At 72.5% G+C, this 18,706-nt stretch carries 15 protein-coding genes and 1 pseudogene; 3 read left to right on the top strand and 13 right to left on the bottom strand.

Annotated elements, in window-relative coordinates; genetic code table 11:
• Positions 1–33: 33 nt before the first annotated feature.
• Both ABT245_RS06180 and ABT245_RS06175 read left to right on the top strand, forming a co-directional pair.
• The gene (locus tag ABT245_RS06180; protein WP_351729248.1) at positions 34–1,119 is read left to right on the top strand and encodes a GNAT family N-acetyltransferase; all 1,086 of its coding nucleotides are present in this window, start codon (positions 34–36) and stop codon (positions 1,117–1,119) included.
• Positions 1,116–1,988, top strand: a complete 873-nt coding sequence (locus ABT245_RS06175; RefSeq protein WP_351729246.1) for a transglutaminase family protein — start codon at positions 1,116–1,118, stop codon at positions 1,986–1,988. Before ABT245_RS06180 ends, ABT245_RS06175 begins: the two co-directional genes overlap by 4 nt.
• Positions 1,989–2,315: 327 nt before the next feature.
• On the opposite strand, the gene ABT245_RS06170 is transcribed toward ABT245_RS06175, so the two are convergent.
• The 9 genes and pseudogenes from ABT245_RS06170 to ABT245_RS06130 form a co-directional block, all read right to left on the bottom strand.
• Entirely contained in the window at positions 2,316–2,930 is a 615-nt protein-coding gene (locus ABT245_RS06170; protein ID WP_351729243.1) for a response regulator transcription factor, read from the bottom strand.
• Between the two features lie 10 nt (positions 2,931–2,940).
• On the bottom strand, positions 2,941–4,122 hold the full coding sequence (locus ABT245_RS06165) for a sensor histidine kinase (protein WP_351729592.1): 1,182 nt from the start codon (positions 4,120–4,122) through the stop codon (positions 2,941–2,943).
• Positions 4,123–4,127: 5 nt separating this feature from the next.
• Positions 4,128–4,868, bottom strand: coding sequence for an ABC transporter permease (locus ABT245_RS06160; RefSeq protein ID WP_351729240.1), 741 nt, complete (start codon positions 4,866–4,868; stop codon positions 4,128–4,130).
• Positions 4,865–5,713, bottom strand: a pseudogene (locus ABT245_RS06155) (ABC transporter ATP-binding protein); the annotation flags it as partial. The gene ABT245_RS06160 and the pseudogene ABT245_RS06155, both read right to left, overlap by 4 nt.
• A 684-nt stretch (positions 5,714–6,397) precedes the next feature.
• The gene (locus ABT245_RS06150; protein ID WP_351729234.1) at positions 6,398–8,668 is read right to left on the bottom strand and encodes a hypothetical protein; all 2,271 of its coding nucleotides are present in this window, start codon (positions 8,666–8,668) and stop codon (positions 6,398–6,400) included.
• A 194-nt stretch (positions 8,669–8,862) separates the two neighbouring features.
• Entirely contained in the window at positions 8,863–9,288 is a 426-nt protein-coding gene (locus ABT245_RS06145; RefSeq protein ID WP_351729231.1) for a DUF6113 family protein, read from the bottom strand.
• Positions 9,285–10,148, bottom strand: coding sequence for an N-acetyl-1-D-myo-inositol-2-amino-2-deoxy-alpha-D-glucopyranoside deacetylase (mshB, locus tag ABT245_RS06140; RefSeq protein WP_351729228.1), 864 nt, complete (start codon positions 10,146–10,148; stop codon positions 9,285–9,287). The genes ABT245_RS06145 and mshB overlap by 4 nt, the downstream gene beginning before the upstream one ends.
• A gap of 216 nt (positions 10,149–10,364) precedes the next feature.
• Complete coding sequence (locus ABT245_RS06135; protein WP_351729226.1) at positions 10,365–11,252, bottom strand: helix-turn-helix domain-containing protein; 888 nt, start codon at positions 11,250–11,252, stop codon at positions 10,365–10,367.
• An 884-nt stretch (positions 11,253–12,136) separates the two neighbouring features.
• A complete protein-coding gene (locus tag ABT245_RS06130; RefSeq protein WP_351729223.1) occupies positions 12,137–12,331 on the bottom strand; it encodes a hypothetical protein in 195 nt (64 codons plus the stop codon).
• 202 nt (positions 12,332–12,533) lie between these two features.
• On the opposite strand from ABT245_RS06130, the gene ABT245_RS06125 reads away from it, so the two are divergent.
• The gene (locus tag ABT245_RS06125) at positions 12,534–14,672 is read left to right on the top strand and encodes a S9 family peptidase (protein ID WP_351729220.1); all 2,139 of its coding nucleotides are present in this window, start codon (positions 12,534–12,536) and stop codon (positions 14,670–14,672) included.
• A gap of 109 nt (positions 14,673–14,781) precedes the next feature.
• Here the strand turns inward: ABT245_RS06125 and ABT245_RS06120 are convergent, their stop codons facing one another.
• The 4 genes from ABT245_RS06120 to ABT245_RS06105 are packed head-to-tail and all read right to left on the bottom strand — an operon-like array spanning position 14,782 to position 18,700.
• Positions 14,782–15,834, bottom strand: a complete 1,053-nt coding sequence (locus ABT245_RS06120) for an ABC transporter ATP-binding protein (RefSeq protein ID WP_351729218.1) — start codon at positions 15,832–15,834, stop codon at positions 14,782–14,784.
• A complete protein-coding gene (locus ABT245_RS06115) occupies positions 15,827–16,801 on the bottom strand; it encodes an ABC transporter ATP-binding protein (protein ID WP_351729216.1) in 975 nt (324 codons plus the stop codon). Before ABT245_RS06115 ends, ABT245_RS06120 begins: the two co-directional genes overlap by 8 nt.
• A 5-nt stretch (positions 16,802–16,806) precedes the next feature.
• Complete coding sequence (locus tag ABT245_RS06110) at positions 16,807–17,784, bottom strand: ABC transporter permease (protein ID WP_351729213.1); 978 nt, start codon at positions 17,782–17,784, stop codon at positions 16,807–16,809.
• Positions 17,777–18,700 (bottom strand): ABC transporter permease, encoded by a 924-nt coding sequence (locus ABT245_RS06105; RefSeq protein WP_351729211.1) that lies wholly within the window; start codon positions 18,698–18,700, stop codon positions 17,777–17,779. Before ABT245_RS06105 ends, ABT245_RS06110 begins: the two co-directional genes overlap by 8 nt.
• Positions 18,701–18,706: the final 6 nt, after the last annotated feature.

The raw sequence follows: 18,706 nt of genomic DNA, 5'->3' as shown, positions 1-18,706 counted from the left end.
GGCATGATCCGAACAGGAGGGGTGAACCGACCTGTGGAAATCTCTGCCGCTGGACGACTTGAGGTCCGTATCACTGCTGCTGACGTGGGTAAACGGGTCTCCGTGCGGCGCCTTTGCGATCCCGGAAGTCCCACGGCGAAGTTCACCGACACGGTGGGTGTTCTCACATCCTGGGACGACGGTGTGCTGCTGATCACACGGAAGGACGGGCAGAGCGTCCGGATTCCGGAGTCCGCGCTGGTCGCGGGCAAGACGGTGCCCGCAGCCCCGGCGCGTCGCCGGGGTCCCGCCGCCACCTACGAGGAACTCGCGCGGGTGTCCGCGCGGGCCTGGCAGCCGATCGAGAGCGAACGGCTCGGCGGGTGGGAACTGCGCGCTGCGGCCCAGGGCACGCCGCGCGCAGCGCATCCTCGGGGGGCGGTGGCCGGGCGACGGGTGGGATTCACCAGGCGGGCCAACAGCGTGCTGCCGCTCGGCGACCCGGGGCTTCCGCTCGACGCGGCACTGCGGGCCGTACGACGCTGGTACGGCGAGCGCGGGCTGCCCGCGTACGTACAGACCGCGACCGGCGCCGCGGGCACACAGGAGCTGCTGTGCGCGGAGCTGGAACGGCGCGGCTGGCGGCGCGAGGTGACCTCCGAGCTGTGGATCGGGGCGCTCGCACCGGTCGCGGACCGGGCCGAGGGCGACGAGGTCGTGCTGTCCAGGACCGCGGATGCGACATGGCTGAGCAGATACCAGCGCAAGGGGGTGAGCGAGGTGGCCCTGCGGGTGCTGGGCAGCGGGCCTTCGGTGTGGTTCGCGACCGTGCCCGGTGCGGGCGGGGGCGCCCCTGCCGCGATCGGCCGGTGCGTCGTGGACGGGCGGTGGGCCGGGTTCGCCGCCGTCGAGGTGGATCCGGAGCAGCGCCGGCGGGGGCTGGCCACGGCCGTGATGGCCGCGCTGGCCCGGCGGGCCCTCGACGAGGGCGCCTCGGCCGCCTGGCTCCAGGTCGAGGCGGACAACGCGGGGGCGCGGGCGCTGTACACCGGTCTCGGCTTCGCCGCGCACCACGCCTACCACCACTACCGGGAGCCGGATGACACCGGCGACGCCGACCTGCGGCGCGGACCGTCGTGACCGGGCACGGGCCTGCCGGGCGTCCCCCCTATCCCCCGTCCCCGGAGCGCTCCGCCGAGGTGCGACGCCGGTTCGCCGCGGAGGCGCGCTGCGAGCGGCCCGACCTGTCGCTGCTGTGTCTGCTGCTCGGCGCGGTGGCCGACGGGGCGCTGGACGAGGCGGGCATGGATGCCGCGCAGCTGGAACTCGACCGGCTCGCCGGGCAGCTGCCGTACGGTCCGGGCGGGCCGCCGGCCTGGGCCGCGGCGCTGCACCAGCTGCTCGGGGTGCGGTACGAGTTCCGCGGCTCCCGGGCCGAGTACCGGCGGCTGGAGGCGTCGCTTCTGCACGCGGTGCTGCGGCGGCGGCACGGGCTGCCGATCCTGCTGTCGGTGATCTGGATGGAGGTGGCCCGGCGGGCTGGGGCGCATGTGTACGGGGTGGCGTTGCCCGGGCACTTCGTGGTGGGGTTCGGCGCGGCCGGCGAACAGGTGCTGGCCGACCCGTTCGACGGTGGCCGGGTGCTCACCGGGACGGACGCGGAGTTGCTGGTCGCCGGGGCGACGGGGGCTCCGCTGGAGCCGTCCATGCTGGTGCCCGCGGCGCCTCTCGATGTCGTCGTGCGGATCCTGAACAACATCCGGGCGTGGGCGGCGGCGCGGCCGGAGCGGTCGGATGTGGCGCTGTGGGCCGTGGAGCTGTCCCTGCTGCTGCCGTCGCATCCGGCGCGGCTGCGCTATGAGCGGGCGCAACTGCTTGTTCAGCGGGGGGAGTTCGTCGCCGGGGCGGCGGAGCTGGATGCGTATGCGGAGGTGCTGGCCGCGGCGGATGAGTCGGGGGCGCGGCGGGTACGGCGTCAGGCGAATGCGGCGCGGGCGCTGTTGAACTAGGCGGGGTTGGGGTTTGGGCGGCGGGCTTGTGCGGGTGGGTTGTGGCCGGTTGCGCCGTTCCCCGCGCCCCTATCGAGGCCGCGTCCGTCCGTCGTCGGGTGCGGGTCCGTTGTGGTTCTTCGCGCCGTTCCCCGCGCCCCTATCGAGGTCGCAGCCGTCCGTCGTCGGGTGCAGGCCCGTTGTGGTTCTTCGCGCCGTTCCCCGCGCCCCTATCGAGGTCGCGCCCGTCCGTCGTCGGGTGTGGGTGCGTTGTGGTTTGTTGCTCCGTTCCCCGTGCCCTTATCGGGGCCACGCTCGTCGGCGTTCGCGGTGGTTCTGGCGGGGTGGTTATAGCCAGCCCTTTTTTTGGGCTATGTGGGCTGCTTCTGTTCTGTTGCGGGCCGTCAGTTTTTGGATGGCTGTGGAGAGGTAGTTGCGGACCGTGCCCTGGGAGAGGTGCAGGGCCTTGGCCAGTTCCGCGTTGGTGGAGCCGTCGGCGGCGGCGCGCAGGATCTCGCGTTCGCGGTCGGTGAGCGGGTTGGCACCTTCGGCGAGGGCCGCGGCGGCGAGCGTGGGGTCGATGACCCGCTCCCCGGCCAGCACCTTGCGTACCGCCTCGGCGAGCTGCGCGGCGGGCGCGTCCTTGACCAGGAACGCGTCGGCGCCCGCTTCCATCGCGCCGCGCAGATAGCCGGGGCGGCCGAAGGTGGTGAGGACGACCAGCTTCACCCCGGGCAGCTCCCGGCGTACCTGGGCCGCGGCCTCGATGCCGGTGCAGCCGGGCATCTCGATGTCGAGCAGGGCGACGTCCACGCCGTGCTCGCGCGCCGCGTCCAGCACCTCGTCCCCGCGCGCGACCTGGGCGACGACCTCGATGTCGTCCTCCAGGCCGAGCAGTGCGGCCAGCGCCTCGCGGACCATCGACTGGTCCTCGGCGAGGAGGACCTTGATCGTGCTGCTCATGCCGGGGATCCTATGCCGCGCCGCCCGCCAAGGGCACGCGGGCGACCAGGCGGAAGCCGTGCTTGACGCGGCCCGCCTCCAGGGTGCCGCCGGCCTTCTCCAGTCGTTCGGTCAGACCGGTCAGGCCGTTGCCGGGACCCATACCGGAGCCGCCCGCGCCGTTGTCCTCGACGCAGAGTTCCAGGACCGGGCCGTCCAGGGTCTGCCGGCGCAGCACCCGCACCGCGCACCGCTGGGCGCCGCTGTGCCGTACGACGTTGGTGACCGCCTCGCGCAGCGACCAGGCCAGCGCGGACTCGGCGTCCTCGGGCACCCCGGCGAGATCCGGTTCGGCCGGCATCTGGGCGGTGACCCCGGCGGCGGTCAGGGCGACCTGGGCGCCGGCCAGCTCGGCGGCGAGCCGGGGGCGCCGGTAGCCGGTGACCGCCTCCCGGACGTCGACCAGGGCCTGGCGGCTGACCCGCTCGATGTCGGCGACCTGCTGGGCCGCCCTGTCGGGGTGGGCGGGCAGCATCCGGCCCGCGAGTTCGCTCTTCAGCGTGATCAGCGAGAGGGAGTGGCCGAGCAGGTCGTGCAGGTCGCGGGCGAGCCGCAGCCGCTCCTCGTTGGCGGCGAGCTGGGCGACGGTGGCTCGGGCCTTGCGCAGCTCGATCGTGGTGCGGACCAGCTGGCCCACGCCGCTCATCGCGAACCCGATGAGCAGTTGGAGCAGGAGCAGATCGCGGGCCGTCGCCTCGTCGCCGATGTGCGTACCGACGAGGTACATCACGGCGGCGGACGCCGGGATGGCCCCGTACGCCACGCGCGGCGGCAGCGTCGCCCCGCAGGCCACGGAGAGGTAGACGAACAGGCCGAGCCAGGGGCCGCCCAGGGTGAGGGCCAGCACGGGGGCGAGGACGCCGAGCACCGCGAGCAGCAGGCCGGCGACCCGCGCGGGGCGGGGCCGGCCCACGTTGCGGAAGAGCAGCGTCAGGTAGACGCCGACGAAGGCGACCAGGCCGATCGCCCCGGCCACGGTGCCGCCGGCGCTGTGGCGGCCGCGCAGCAGGTTCTCGACCGGCGACTTGAGGAAGATCAGCCACACCCCGATCCACAGCACCTTGACCGGCAGCTCACGGCGGCCACGCAGGGGCCGTCCGATCGGGACCCGCGCTTGCGTTCCGCTTCCGTCGGCCCTCGCATCCCCTGTCATCGTGCTCACGCCTTCAGCGTGTCCTTCCGGTACAGCCAGGCGGCACCGCCCGTGAACAGCACGAAGAAGACCGCGAGGACGGCGATGTCCTGGGCGTGCGGCGCCTGGCTCTGCTCGATCGCGCGCCCCAGGGCAGCGTACGCGTGCGTGGGCAGCCATTCGGCGATGTCCTGGAGCCATCGCGGGAAGGTCGTGGACGGCATCCACAGGCCGCCCAGGATCGACAGGCCGAAGTAGATGATCATCGTGATCGGGCGGACGGCGTCCCCGGCGGCCAGGTAGCCGAGGGCGACTCCGAGCGCGGCGAAGACCAGGCTCCCGGCCCAGATCGCGCCGGTGAGGGCGAGCCACTGCCAGGCGTCCAGGCGTACGTCCTTCACGGCCGCGGCGACCACGAAGACGATGACGATCGACGGGAGGCTGACGACGGCCGCGCTCGCGGTCTTGGCGAGGACGTAGCCGCGCCCCGGCAGGCTGGTCAGCCGCAGCTGCCGCACCCAGCCGCTCTCGCGTTCCTTGGCGATGCGCTCGCTGTTGCCCATCAGGACGGCGGTCAGGGCGCCGAAGGAGGCCATGGAGACCATCATGTACGTCGGCAGGGTCAGGCGGGTGCCGTCGACCGTGCCGGTGGAGTCGGCGCTGCCCGCGATGAGCAGGAACAGGGCCGAGGGATAGATCACCGAGAAGAACAGGAACTTGCGGTTGCGCAGGGCACGGGTGAGTTCCAGCTTGATCAGGCTGTTCACGACTGCTTGGCCTCCTCGGCCTCCGTGAGGGCGACGAACGCCTGCTCCAGTCCGAGCCCGGCGACTTCGAGATTGCGGGGGTAGAGGCCGAGCCCGTACAGGGCGTGCACGGTGGCGTCGGCGTCGGTGGACCGGATACGGACGGTACGGCCGCTGATGTCGAGCGTGGTCAGGAAGGGCAGGGCGCGCAGGGCGGCCCGGTCGATGTCGCCCGTGAGGTCGAAGGAGATCCGGCGGGCGCCCGCCTTGGCCTTGATCTCGGCGGCGGTGCCGTCGGCGAGCAGCCTGCCGCGGTGCAGCACGAGCACGCGGTCGGCGATCGCGTCGGCCTCTTCCAGGTAGTGGGTGGCGAACAGCACGGTACGGCCCTGGTCGGCCTGCTCCCGCATGGTGGCCCAGAACGCCTGGCGGGCGGAGACGTCCATGCCGGTGGTGGGCTCGTCGAGAACGATCAGGTCGCTGTCGCCTGCGGTGGCGAGGGCGAAGCGGACGCGCTGCGCCTGGCCGCCGGAGAGCTTGTTGACCTTGCGCCCGGCGATCTGGGTGATCCCGGCGCGGGCCAGTACGTCGGCGACCGGGTACGGCCGCGGGTGCAGGGCGCAGCCGAGGGTGACCAGTTCGGCGACGGTCACCTCGTCCATCAGTCCGCCGGACTGCAGCATGGCGCCCATCCGGCCGGCCACGATCGCCTCGCGCGGGCCGGTGCCGAAGACGCGGACGGTGCCGCTGTCGGGGTGCTTGAGGCCGAGCAGCAGGTCGAGGGTGGTCGACTTGCCGGCCCCGTTGGGTCCGAGCAGGGCCACGGTCTCGCCCGGGCGGAGGGTGAGCGAGAGCCCGTCCACGGCCCGCACGTTCCCGTACGCCTTGCTCACCTGGTCGAATCCGGCCGCGGGGGTGGTGGCCGGTGCCGCTGTCGTTGTCATGGCGTTCATGGTGACGGCGCGAGGCCGGGGCACGGCAGTGTCGGCCGTCCCGAGTGCCGGATGACGGATGTCATGTCAGGGGGTGCGCTCCGAGCGCCCCGGCCCACTGCCCGCCCGTCCCCCCGGTGGCGGCGCGGGCCCCGCCGTCGGGCCCTCCGGTGGCGGTGCCGGGCCGGACCGTCTGGCGGGCCGGTGACGTTGCCGGACCGGGCCGTCGGGCGACCCGGCGCCCCTCCCCGCACGCGTCCGCGACGGTGCCCGGCCCGCGCAAGGCCCACCCGGGACCGACCCCGGCGGGCTTGTGCACACGCGCCTGCGATCACGCCCCAGGACCGGCCTACGCGCGCGTGCCCATCCCAGGAACGACCTGTACGCGCGTGTGGGAGCACTCCCCATGACGGGCCTGCACACGCGCGTGGAAGCACGCCCCAGAAAAGACCGGCACACGCGCGTGGAAGCACGCCCCAGAAAAGACCGGCACACGCGCGTGGAAGCACGTCCCAGGAACGATCTGCACGCGCGCGTGGGAGCGCGGACGTCGCGGCTGGTGCCCGGCGGCGGGTGCTACGGACGCCTCGGCCCGCTGCCCGTCCGGGCGGACCGGCGTCAGTTCGGGTTGGTGTCGATGACTCCGATGCGCTCGGCCGGCGTCTTGCCGCGCAGGGCCTTGCGCAGCGCGGCGACGACGTCCTGCGGCTGGACGGCACGCTTCCCGGTCGCGGTCACGATCTGTACACCGTCGTACGTGCTGCCGTACGCCTTCTTGAGCGCCTCAAGGTCGTACGTCTCGACGAGCTTGCCGTCGATGGCCTTGACGCCGAGGATCTTCGGCAGGGACAGCGGGCCGAACGGGATGCTGTGCGCCGGGTCGGTCTGCACCTGGACGATGTCGGACATCGCGGGTTCGGCGAACGCCTTCATCATCCGGTCGACCTCGGCGTTGGAGATCGTCGGCTGCTGGGTCGTGGTGGGCACGGTCACGGGGGACGCCGTGCCGGTCTCCACCAGGGTGCGGTAGGCCTGTTCGACGGCCTGCACGGACCGGCCGGCATCGACGCCCTTGCCCGCCTTGCCGTAGACGGCGACGGCCTTGCCGGACTCGAACTTGATCGTGCCCTCGGTGACGGATCCGGAGTCGCCGCCGGCCTCCTTCAGGGCTGCCTGGAGCTTCTCCTCGTCGACCGGCATGTCCGGTTGGACCTCGCGCTTCTGGCCGAACAGGGAGCCGACCACGGACACCGGGTTGTAGTCGCTGCGCGCGGCCGTGCTCACCGTGGTCTGGAAGTCGAACTGGAGGCCCGCCCTGTCGGGTGCCAGCGAGACGGTCTTGCCGCCCACCGACAGCTTCAGCGGCTTGCCGACCCGGCTGCCGAACGCGTCGTCGAGCTTCTTGACGGCGTCGTCGCGGGTGCCGCCGCCGATGTCGACGCCGAGCACGGTGGTGCCCTTGGGGACGTCGGAGTGGTTCATCAGCAGCCCGGCGCCGTAGACGCCGGCGCCGAGGAAGACGACGACACCGCCGAGCAGCACCAGTTTGCTGCGGCCCTTCTTCTTCGGCTTGGCCTTCGGCACGTTCTGCGCGACCGGTTCGGGCAGCTTCGGGGCGGTGCGCGGCACCGGTCCCTCGGCGTGCGGGCCCGGCGTGAACGCGACCTCGGGGCCGGGCGGGACGACCGGCATGCCGCTGGTGACGGTGTGTCCGGAGACGTTGTCGGGCGGGACGCCGTAACCGGGCTCGGCCGGTTCCGGGACCTGCTTCTGCGGGGTGAGGATCGCGGTGTCGTCGCTCAGCCCGCCGCCGGGTCCATGGTGCGTACCGGGTCCGCCGGGGCCGGGGTGGCTGCCGGGGTTCGGGCCGTCGAAGGGCTCGCCCGCGGCCAGGGCGTGGTCACCGCGGACGGCCGGGCCCGCGGCGGTGGCCGGCAGCATCGGCGCGTCCCCGGTGACCGGTCCGCTGGTCGGTCCCGCGGGTCCGCCGCGGCCGGGGAGGCCCCCGGGGCCGCCGGGTCCGCCCTGACCGCCATGGCCATGGGTGCCGCCATGGCCATGGGTGCCGCCGTGGCCCTGGGTGCCGCCGTGGCCCTGGGTGCCGTCCTGGCCGCCCGCACCGGGCCCGTCGCCGTCGTGCCCGTTCTCCGAGAAGTACGGCAGGTCGTCGCGGCGCGAGTCGCCCGCGCCGTCCGGGCCGGGCCGCCGGCCACCGCCCAGGGGGCCCGCGGCGAGCGCCTCGGTCACGTCGAAGGAGCCGGTGCCGCCGCCGTGTCCGGGGGCGACGGGTCCGCCGGTGGCGCCGGGCAGCCCACCACCGTTGGTGCCGCCACCGCCGGGCCTGGCCCCGCCGGACACGCTCATCGCGCCGACGATCCCGCTGGGCCGGCCGCCACCGGGCCGTGCCGCCCCGGGCGCGCCCGGGACCGCGGCGCCGCCGGCCGCCGAAGCGCCGGGCGCCGGGGCCCCGTTGGCGTCGACGCCGCCCGGACCGCCCTTGGCCGGGCCGGACTTGCGGGGGGCGAACCAGTCGCTCGTCTTCTCCTTCTCGGCGGCCGGGGCTGCGGGTTCCGCCGGGGCCTGGCCTTGGCCGGTGGGCGGCTGGGCGGGAGCCGGCCGCGCGTCGGCGCCCTCCTCGGGACTCTCCGCGTCCGCGACGGGCGTGCGCATGACGACCGGCGGGATGGGCCGCGATCCGGGGATGTTGATCCGGATCCGGGTCGTCAGCGTGGTCTCGGTCTTACGCTCCTCCGGCTGCGCGGCCGAACGGCCCGCGCCCGCGTCGCCGTCGGCTGCCATGGGGGTCCCGTACGGCGGCGTCCCCGACGGGTATGCGGCTCCGCCGCGCCCGCTGGGCCCGGAGGACGGAGTGTCAGTTTCACGACTCAAGGCAGGTTCTCCCGGTTGGCTCCACCGCCCATGACGACCTCAGTGTGGGGGTCCCCCCGGCACGAGCGCAGTCGAGTGCTTGGGGGAGGCTCGGCGGCGCGCACCACCATACTGTCCGCTTAGGGCGCGTATCCCATGACCACTGGGGAAACCCACACCGGACTCGCACGTGCGTCGCACGGCGAAGTGGTACGTCACTTGCCAAGTCGGACGGCGCCCCCGTTCGGTTGCCGCCCCGGCCCAAGGGTGGCGCAGATCACAGCAACGGCCATCCCGCCGAGCAGATAGAGATACGAGCCGATTCCGGCGCCGAACAGGAAGTCACCTTCCGGGCGGCTGGCGGTGAGCAGCATCACGGCGATGATCCACCCGACGGCGGGCGCGACCGCCCCGGCGCGGGAGCCGGTGGCGCGGGCCCCGCCGAGGAACAGCCCGGCCGCGCCCACCAGCGCGAGCAGCAGCCCGCCCGGGAACCAGCAGCTCTGCACCAGCGCCCCGGCCAGCGCGACCACGGCGCCGAGCAGGAGCAGCCCGGCGCAGGCCGCGATACGCCCGGCGGAGGGCCGGTGCAGCGGCTGGGCGAGCATCGGTCCGTGTCGTTCCCGGCCCGCCCCGCTCATGACGCCTCCTCGGGGGTGAGCCCGGCGAACAGGTCGCTCTCGCGCGCATCCGGCCGCGGGCCCCGCACCAACTCGTAGTACTCGGTGGTGAACAGCGGCTGCGCCAGTTCGTTGGACAGCGCGAACCAGGGTTCGGCGACCTCGATCTGGGTGGCGTGGGCGCGCATCGCGGCGGCCTTGGCCGCGGCGTGCGCGGTGCCGTCGACCGCGGTGGTGATCCGGTCGTCGTCCACCACGCCCGGCAGGTCGTCGACGGAGCCGCCCCGGGCGAAGGGGAGTCCGGGCAGTGCGTCCCGGAGCCGGGCGAAGGCGGTCTCGGCGACGGAGCGCGGGATGCGGTTGACGTAGACCTTGGGGACGCTCCAGCCGGTGTCGGCGGCCAGTTCGACGGCGCGCAGGGCGACGCGGTGGGCCTGGATGTGGTCCGGGTGCCCGTATCCGCCGTTGTCGTCGTAGGTGACGAGGACCTGGGGCCGCAGCTCGCGGACGATGCCGGCGAGCCGACCGGCGGCCTCGTCGAGGTCGGCCTGCCAGAAGCAGTCGGGGTCGTCGTTCTCGGGCAGGCCCATCATCCCGGAGTCGCCGTAGCGGCCGGCGCCGCCGAGCAGCCGGAGATCCGTGACGCCCAGTTCGCCGAGGGCGGCCCGCAACTCGGTCAGCCGATGCGCGCCGAGCGCGGGTCCGGTCAGCTGCCGCAGCCGCGGCGGAATGACCTCGCCCCGCTCCCCCAGGGTGCAGGTGACCAGTGTCACCTGTGCTCCCTGGGCGGCGTACCGGGCCATGGTCGCGCCGTTGTTGATCGACTCGTCGTCCGGGTGCGCGTGCACCAGCAGCAGCCGGCGGGATGGCTGTTCCGTCATGCACCCCACCCTACGCAGCCCCACCGACGGCGCCGGGCCACCTCCCTGCCCGACCGTCGCCCTTAGCCGTACCGAGGCCGGTCAAGCCGAGCCGTGCCCGTCCCGCACTGCCTTCAGCGCCTCTTCGAGGACCGCACTCAGCTCGCGAAGGGCCTCTTGCGCGATGGCCGGATCATCGTGCGCCGGCCCGGGGCCGAGGAACCGGGCAGAGCGGTTTCACGCGGCGGTGGCGACGGAAGGGCGGCAGGCATGGCAGCGTCCTGGTTCCGGGGAGCGGAAGGCACGGTCGCAGCCGTCGCAGTTCTGGAGCGGAGCCCGGACGGCCGGCGGTGCGGCCGAGGCCCGGAACGGCGGCGGGGGTGGCAGCTGGGCGGCGAGGCGATGGGCCAGCAGGGCCGCCGGACGGCGAAGCAGCCCCTCAGGTGGCAGGTCCGCGGTGAGCGCGTGCCGTACGGCGACGGTGCTGACGTCACGCTCCAGCCAGGCGGCCACACCGGGAGCGAGCTGGGCCGTGTCGCGGGCGGAGAGGAGCAGGCGGGGGTCGTCGCGATGGAGGGCGGCGAGAAGATCGGTGGCCGCCTGCATGAGCTTGGGGTGGGGGTGCGAGGGCCGCGGTACGGCGGGCAGGGGCTTGCGGGGTGCCTTCGGTTCCGGTGCCGCCGCCGGTTGCCGTGGCGGCGGGCACACAGGGGATCGGGGCTCCCGGTGTTCCGCCCTCGGCTGGTTGCAGGAGATGGTCCGGGTGACGATACGGCCGCCGGGCACGCGTGCACGCTCGCGGCGCAGGTAGCCGTGGGCCTCCAACTCGCGCAGCGCGGCGGCGATCCGGATCGCGCCCTCCGGGAAACGGGCGGTGAGGGACTTGATGTCGACGCGAGCGCCCTTGGGCAACGACTGGAGGTGACAGCCGAGTCCGATCGCGAGGAGGGACAGCTCCGGGTGCTGGGTGAGGTGGTTGCCGATCACCGCGAAACGCTCGGTGTGGCGGGTGTTGTCGTGGATGAGGCCGCCGCCGGACGAAGAGCCGGTGTGCCGCTTCGGGTGGTTGTTCCCGGCACCAGGGGCCTGGGCGCGCGAGGGCGCGCTAGGGTTCTGCGTATCCATCTGGGAAGTTGTTGCCTTCCTCGGTGGTCAGGCCCTCGCACTGGGATTGCCGTCCCGGCGGGGGCCGTCGCATGTTTGCGGTTGTGTTGGGCCGAGCGTAGGGCAGGCAAGGGGCCCCGAATCCAGTCGGGTTCGCGATGTTCACTCGCGTGAGTGAGATTGAGCGGCGGGCAGGAGGGGTGGGGCTTGGAAGGGTCCTTTTCCTCCGTCGTGGTCCTTGGGAAAGAGAGCGCCCCTGCCACCGGAGCACGGGGGCCCGGGTTCCGGTGACAGGCGAACACGTACGTCGGCGTGTTGCCGGGCATGGGGGCCGCAGCAAGACCAGCTGACGCCCCATACAGGGATCCCGAAGCCGAACAGACACTCTGTCTGAGCGATGGCGTCGTCACGCTCGGAGCCGGGCCTTCAACAGATGCGCGCTCCTTGCGGCCAAGGCGGACATCCGCATGGGCCGAGGTGGTTGCGGTCGGGGGCGGCGGAAGCCGCCTCGGACGGGAGCGTCGGCGGAACGAATGTGGCCACGGCCCGTTCGCCGCCCACGGCCCGGTCGAAGAGATCAGCCAGCCGACGGGCACACCGGCCCGCATGAGAGAGTTGAGGCGGTCGACCTGGGTCGTCCCCTGGACGCGCTTGCCCGTACGAGTGATGAACTCTGGCCAGAAGAAGCCGGTAGGGGCAGAGACGCCCGAAGGTGGGCGAAGCCTTCGGCGGCGCCCGAGGCCGATCAGCGGCGTGGTGTCCCTCCACGCGCCCCCGCCGCAGCCGTTCGCCCGCCCTGGATCCGCCACGCTTGCGGAGCCCGGGGCCACGACGCGGCCGGACAGGGCAGAGGACAGCCGACCGCCGGTCGCGTCAGCGTCCGGCGGTCCGCACCGAGGCGCGCATCAGAACTTGATGCCGCCGATCATGCTGGCCACGTTCGTGGTCAGCTCGCTGATCGTGGGCGCGATGGTGGAGGAGGCGAGATAGAAGCCGAGCAGGACGCAGACGACCGCATGGCCGCCCTTCAGCCCTGACTTCTTGATCAGCAGGAAGACGACGATCGCCAGCAGCACCACCGCCGAAATCGAAAGTGCCACGGCGGCTCACCTCCAAGGATCCCAGGGACGCGGGGGGTTCGGACTATGGGGGGGTGTGGATCGGTTGTAGCTCGGAACAGCAAATCCATGCAGACGCCAGCAGGTTCATACCCACTCAGCGGTAGTGATCATAACTATCCGTGCTCGCGCATCGGTCGGCGCACGGCCGCACAAGGGGGCGCATGGCCAATATGGTCAAGGCATGACGACCGAGCCTGACTCCTTCCCCCGACGGCACGCCCGCACCCAGCGGTTCACCCTCGGCGCGCCGCGCGCGTTCAGCGTGGCGCCCGACGGATCGCGTGTCGCGTTCCTGCGTTCCGAATCCGGTACGGACCGGGCCAACTCCCTGTGGGTGCTCGACACGGAAGACGGCCGGGAGCGCCTTGCGGCCGATCCGCGCGCCCTGCTGGGCGGCGCCGTGGAGCATCTGTCGCCCGAGGAGCGGGCCCGCCGCGAGCGCAGCCGTGAGGGCGGTGCCGGCATCGTCGGCTACGCCACCGACACGGCCGTGGAGTTGGCCTCTTTCGCCTTGTCAGGGCGGCTTTTCACGGCGGAGCTGCGGGCCGGCACGGCGCGGGAACTCCCGGTGCCGGGGCCGGTGATCGACCCCCGTCCCGCCCCTGACGGACGGCATGTCGCCTATGTGGCGCGGGGCGCGCTGCGGGTGGTGGACGCCGCGGGCGAGCATGACCGGGCCCTGGCGGAACCGGAGTCGGACGGGGTCACCTACGGGCTGGCCGAGTTCGTGGCGGCCGAGGAGATGGGGCGGGCGCGGGGCTTTTGGTGGGCGCCGCAGGCAGACCGGCTGCTCGTGGCGCGGGTGGACGACACGCCGGTGCAGCGGTGGTGGATCGCGGACCCCGCCCGGCCGGAGCGTGAGCCACACCACGTCGCCTATCCCGCCGCGGGCACCGCGAACGCGGACGTACGGCTGTTCGTGATCGGTCTGGACGGGTCGCGCACGGAGGTGCTCTGGGACCGGGCGCGCTATCCCTATCTGGCTCGTGTGCACTGGTCAGAGGCGGGTGCGCCGCTGCTCCTCGTGCAGCCGCGTGACCAGCGCAGCCAGCTGTTCCTGGCCGTAGAACCGGAGTCGGGGGCGACCCGGATGGTACACGCGGATGAAGATCCAATTTGGCTTGAACTTTTCCCCGGGGTGCCCTGCTGGAGCCCGTCCGGACAGCTCGTCCGGATCGCCGACGAAGGGGGCGCTCGGGTGCTCGCGGTGGGTGAACGTCCGCTGACCGGAGCCCTGTTGCACATCCGTGCGGTGCTCGACGTGGGCGCCGACGACGTGCTGGTCTCGGCCTCGGCCGGCGAGGAGGCCGACATCGGGGAGTCGGCCGAAATCGGGGAGGTGCATGTCTACCGGGTGAACGAGCTGGGCGTGGAGCGGGTGTCACGGGAGCCCGGGGTGCACACGGCGGTGCGCGCCGGCGGGGTGACGGTGCTGATCTCGGCCGCGCTCGACCGGCCGGGCGCCCGGTGCCAGGTGCTGCGTGACGGAAAACCGCCCGCGACTGTCCTGTCGCACGCAGAAGACCCCGGTTTGTCCCCGCGCGTGACCCTCACCCAGGGGGGCGCACGCCGAATTCCGTGCGCCGTGCTTATGCCGCGGGACTACCCCTCCGACACACTCCTGCCCGTGCTCCTCGACCCCTATGGCGGGCCGCACGGACCGCGCGTGGTCGCCGCGCACAACGCACACCTGACCTCGCAGTGGTTCGCCGACCAGGGTTTCGCGGTGGTCGTCACCGACGGCCGCGGCACCCCCGGCCGCTCACCGGCCTGGGAGAAGGCGGTGCACGGCGACCTCACGGTCACCCTGGACGACCAGATCGAGGCGCTCCAGGACCTCGCCAAGACGCACCCGCTCGATCTGAGCCGGGTGGCGATCCGCGGCTGGTCCTACGGCGGCTGGCTGGCCGCCCTCGCCGTGCTGCGCCGCCCGGACGTCTTCCACGCGGGCATCGCGGGCGCCCCGGTCACCGACTGGCGGCTGTACGACACCCACTACACCGAGCGCTACCTCGGCGACCCGGAGCGGGACGCGCAGGCCTACGCCCGTAGTTCCCTCGTCACCGACGACGGCCTGTCGGCACCGGCCGAACCGCACCGCCCGCTGATGATCGTGCACGGGCTCGCCGACGACAACGTGGTGGTCGCGCACGCGCTGCGGCTGTCCTCCGCGTTGCTGGCCGCGGGCCGCCCGCACGAGGTGCTGCCGCTGTCCGGCGTCACCCATATGACCCCGCAGGAGCAGGTCGCCGAGAATCTGCTGCTGCTTCAGGTGGACTTCCTCAAGCGCTCCCTGGCGCAGCGCGGCACACATCTGTGAACCGCCGTAACACACAGGCAACTTCACGGAAGCGGTACCGATATACGGGCGCGGGACGCTGAGCGGCGTACGGCCGTGCGGGTGCCGTGAAGGGCCGGGGTGCGCCATGTCACCCCGGCCCGTTGCCGTGCTCCTCCTCCGCCGGCACCACCTGCTTCTCCTTTGCGAAGTGACAGGCCGAGTCATGGGCCGCGGGACCCGGGGTGTGCCGGAACTCCTCCGGGACCGCGAGGGCCGGCACCTCCCGCGCGCACCGCTCCTGCGCCTTCCAGCAGCGGGTGCGGAACCGGCAGCCGGAGGGGATGTCCGTCGGCGAGGGCACATCGCCCGTCAGGATGATCCGCTCACGGCGCGCACGGGCCCCCGGGTCGGGCACGGGCACCGCGGACAGCAGCGCCTGGGTGTAGGGGTGCGTCGGGTGTTCGTAGATCTCCGTGTCGGTGCCGCTCTCCACGATCCGCCCGAGGTACATCACACCGACCCGGTCCGCGATGTGCCGCACGATCGACAGGTCGTGCGCGATGAAGACATAACTGAGGTCGAACTCCGACTGAAGCCGCTCCATCAGGTTGATCACCTGTGCCTGCACCGACACATCCAGCGCCGACACCGGCTCGTCGGCGACGATGATCTCGGGGCGCAGCGCCAGTCCGCGCGCGATGCCGATGCGCTGGCGTTGGCCCCCGGAGAACTGGTGCGGATAGCGGCCCGCGTACTCCGGGTCGAGGCCGACGACGTCCAGCAGCTCCCGGACCCGTCCGCGCCGGTCGCCCTTGGGGGCTGCCTCCGGGTGGATCTCGAACGGCTCCCCGATGATGTCGCCCACCGTCATCCGCGGGTTGAGGGAGGTGTACGGGTCCTGGAAGACCATCTGGATGTTGCGCCGTACGGCCTTCAGGGCGCGGCCGGAGAGCCGGGTGATCTCCTGGTCCTTGAACCGGATCGAACCGGCCGTCGGCCGTTCGAGGCTGCACAGCAGCCGCGCGACCGTCGACTTGCCGCAGCCCGACTCGCCGACCAGGCCGAGGGTTTCGCCCCTGGCAAGGGTGAAGTCGACACCGTCGACCGCCTTCACCGCGCCGATCTGCTTCCTGAAGAGGATGCCGCGGGTGAGCGGATAGTGCTTGACCAGCCCGCTGACCGCCAGGATCGGCTCAGCCATCCAGGCACTCCCGCCAGAAGTGACAGGCGCTTTTGCGGTTCTCGTCCACGGTGTACAGCGGGGGTTCGTCCGTCCGGCACACGTTGCGCGCCATCGGACAGCGGGGATGGAAGGCGCAGCCGGGCGGGATGTGCATGAGGTTCGGCGGCAGGCCCTTGATCGCGTACAGCTCCCGGCCCTTGCGGTCCAGGCGCGGGATGGACTCCAGCAGTCCCCGGGTGTAGGGGTGGGCGGGGGCCTTGTAGAGGTCGTGCACCGGAGCCGACTCGACGATCCGGCCCGCGTACATCACGGCGATCCGGTCGGCGACGTCCGCGACCACGCCCAGGTCGTGGGTGATCAGGACGAGTCCCATGGTGTACTCGCGCTGCAACTCCGCGAGCAGGTCCATGACCTGGGCCTGGATCGTGACATCGAGCGCGGTGGTGGGCTCGTCGGCGATCACCAGGGCCGGTTCCAGGGCCAGCGCCATGGCGATCATGATGCGCTGGCGCATACCGCCGGAGAACTGGTGCGGATAGTCGCGCACGCGCTGCGCCGCGCCCGGGATGCGCACCCGGTCCATCAGCTCGACCGCCCTGGTCCGGGCGTCCCTCTTCGACATGCCGCGGTGCACGACGAACATCTCGCCGAGCTGGTCGCCCACGCTGAGCACCGGGTTGAGGGCGGACAGCGCGTCCTGGAAGATCATGGCCAGTTCGGCGCCGCGGATCCTGCGCCGCCCGTCCTCCTTCAGTTGCAGCAGGTCGCGGCCCTGGAAGAGGATCTCTCCGCCGGTGATCCGGCCGGGTGGTGTGTCCAGGATGCCCATCACCGCCTGCGCCGTCACCGACTTGCCGGAGCCCGACTCGCCGAGCACGGCCAGCGTCTCCCCCGCGGCCACCTCGCAGGTGACACCGTCGACGGCCCGGGCGACGCCGTCCCGCGTCCTGAACTCCACGCGCAGATCACGCACTTCGAGCAGCACCCGGCTCACCTCAGCCTCGGGTCGAGGGCGTCGCGCACCGCGTCGCCGAGCATGATGAACGCCAGAACGGTGATCGCCAGGGCGCCGGAGGGCCACAGCAGGGCGTGCGGGGCGTTGCGGATGTACGGGGAGGCGGCGGAGATGTCGATCCCCCAGGACACGCTGGGCGGTTTCAGTCCGACGCCGAGGTACGACAGGGTCGCCTCCAGCGCGATGTAGGTGCCGAGCGCGATGGTCGCCACCACGATCACCGGCGCGACCGCGTTGGGTGCGATGTGCCGCAGCAGGATGCGGGCCGGGGAGGCACCGAGCGCCCGGGCGGCCTGCACATAGTCGTTCTGCCGGGCGGTGATCACCGATCCGCGTGCGATGCGGGAGATCTGCGGCCAGCCCAGCAGCACCATGAACCCGACGACCGGCCAGACCGTGTTGCTGGTCACCACGGAGAGCAGTACCAGACCGCCGAGCACGACCGGGATCGCGAAGAACATGTCGGTGAGGCGGGACAGCACCGCGTCCCACATCCCGCCGAAGAAGCCGGCCAGGCCGCCGAGGACCGAGCCGAGGACGGTCACGCCCAGCGTGGCGCAGACCCCGACCGTGACGGACGCCCGTGCGCCGTACACGGTCCGTGTGTAGACGTCGCAGCCCTGGCCGTCGTAGCCGAAGGGGTGGCCGGGCATGGATCCCTCCTGGGCCTTGGAGAGGTCGCAGGCGAGGGGGTTGCCGGAGGCGATCAGCGAGGGCCACAGGGAGATCAGCACAAGGAAGAGGATCACCAGGCCGGAGCCGACGAAGACCGGGTCGCGGCACAGGTCGTGCCAGGCGTCGGACCACAGGCTGCGCGGCCTGCCCCGGGGGCCGGTGCCCTCGGGCCCGCCGGGCGCCCGCTCCAGGGTGGCCGCCTCGCTGGTCGCGAGGTCCATCGCGCCGCCCATGCCGGCGGCGGAGACCGCACCGTCGGGCTCGTGCCGCTCAGGCATAGCGGATCCTCGGGTCGAGTACGGCGTACAGCAGGTCGACCAGCAGATTGGCGATCAGGAAGACCAGCACGAGGACGGTGACGAAGCCGACCACGGTCTGGGTGTTCTGCCGCACGATCCCCTGGTAGAGCTGGTAGCCGACGCCATGGATGTTGAAGATCCGCTCGGTGACGATCGCGCCGCCCATCAGGGCGCCGATGTCGGCGCCGATGAAGGTGACCACCGGGATCAGGGAGTTGCGCAGCAGGTGCCGGGTGATCACCCGGCGCCACGGCAGTCCCTTGGCGACGGCCGTGCGCACATAGTCGGCGCGCCGGTTCTCCACGAGGGAAGTGCGGGTCAGCCGGGTGACGTAGGCGAGCGAGACGGAGGCCAGGACGAGGCCCGGCACGATCAGCTGGCCGAAGGCGGCCTCCGGCGGGACCGACGGTCTGACCCAGCCCCACTCGACGCCGAGCAGCAGTTGGAGCAGCAGACCGGTGACGAAGGTCGGTACGGAGATGACGACCAGGGTGGCCAGCAGCACGCCCGTGTCGACGGGCCGTCCGCGGCGCAGTCCGGTCAGCACGCCCAGCGCGACGCCGACGACGATCTCGAAGAGGATCGCGACGATCGTCAGCCGGACGGTGACGGGGAACGCCGTCGACATCAGCTCGGTGACCGGCCGGCCGTTGAACGCGGTGCCGAAGTCCCCGGTGAAGACCTTCCCCATGTAGGTCAGGTACTGCTGCCACACCGGCCGGTCGAGGCCGAGGTCCCGTTTCAGCTGGGCGGCCGTCGCCGGGTCGCACTGCCGCTCGCCGCACAGGCCGGCGACGGGGTCGCCCATCACGTTCACCATCAGGAAGATCAGCAGCGTGGCCCCGACGAACACCGGGATCATCTGGAGCAGCCGCCGTACGACATAGCGCCCCATGACGGC

The organism is Streptomyces sp. NPDC001508 (assembly GCF_040298665.1).
Taxonomy (GTDB): Bacteria; Actinomycetota; Actinomycetes; order Streptomycetales; family Streptomycetaceae; genus Streptomyces.
This window is presented reverse-complemented; position numbering and strand designations above follow the sequence as displayed.

Bases quoted from the DNA above. Each gene is read 5' to 3' on its own strand.
- ABT245_RS06165 (WP_351729592.1), bottom strand. From the start codon at position 4,122: ATGACAGGGGATGCGAGGGCCGACGGAAGCGGAACGCAAGCGCGGGTC.
- ABT245_RS06105 (WP_351729211.1), bottom strand. From the start codon at position 18,700: ATGGGGCGCTATGTCGTACGGCGGCTGCTCCAGATGATCCCGGTGTTC.
- ABT245_RS06125 (WP_351729220.1), top strand. From the start codon at position 12,534: ATGACGACCGAGCCTGACTCCTTCCCCCGACGGCACGCCCGCACCCAG.
- ABT245_RS06145 (WP_351729231.1), bottom strand. From the start codon at position 9,288: ATGAGCGGGGCGGGCCGGGAACGACACGGACCGATGCTCGCCCAGCCG.
- ABT245_RS06120 (WP_351729218.1), bottom strand. From the start codon at position 15,834: ATGGCTGAGCCGATCCTGGCGGTCAGCGGGCTGGTCAAGCACTATCCG.
- ABT245_RS06135 (WP_351729226.1), bottom strand. From the start codon at position 11,252: ATGGATACGCAGAACCCTAGCGCGCCCTCGCGCGCCCAGGCCCCTGGT.
- ABT245_RS06110 (WP_351729213.1), bottom strand. From the start codon at position 17,784: ATGCCTGAGCGGCACGAGCCCGACGGTGCGGTCTCCGCCGCCGGCATG.
- mshB (WP_351729228.1), bottom strand. From the start codon at position 10,148: ATGACGGAACAGCCATCCCGCCGGCTGCTGCTGGTGCACGCGCACCCG.
- ABT245_RS06170 (WP_351729243.1), bottom strand. From the start codon at position 2,930: ATGAGCAGCACGATCAAGGTCCTCCTCGCCGAGGACCAGTCGATGGTC.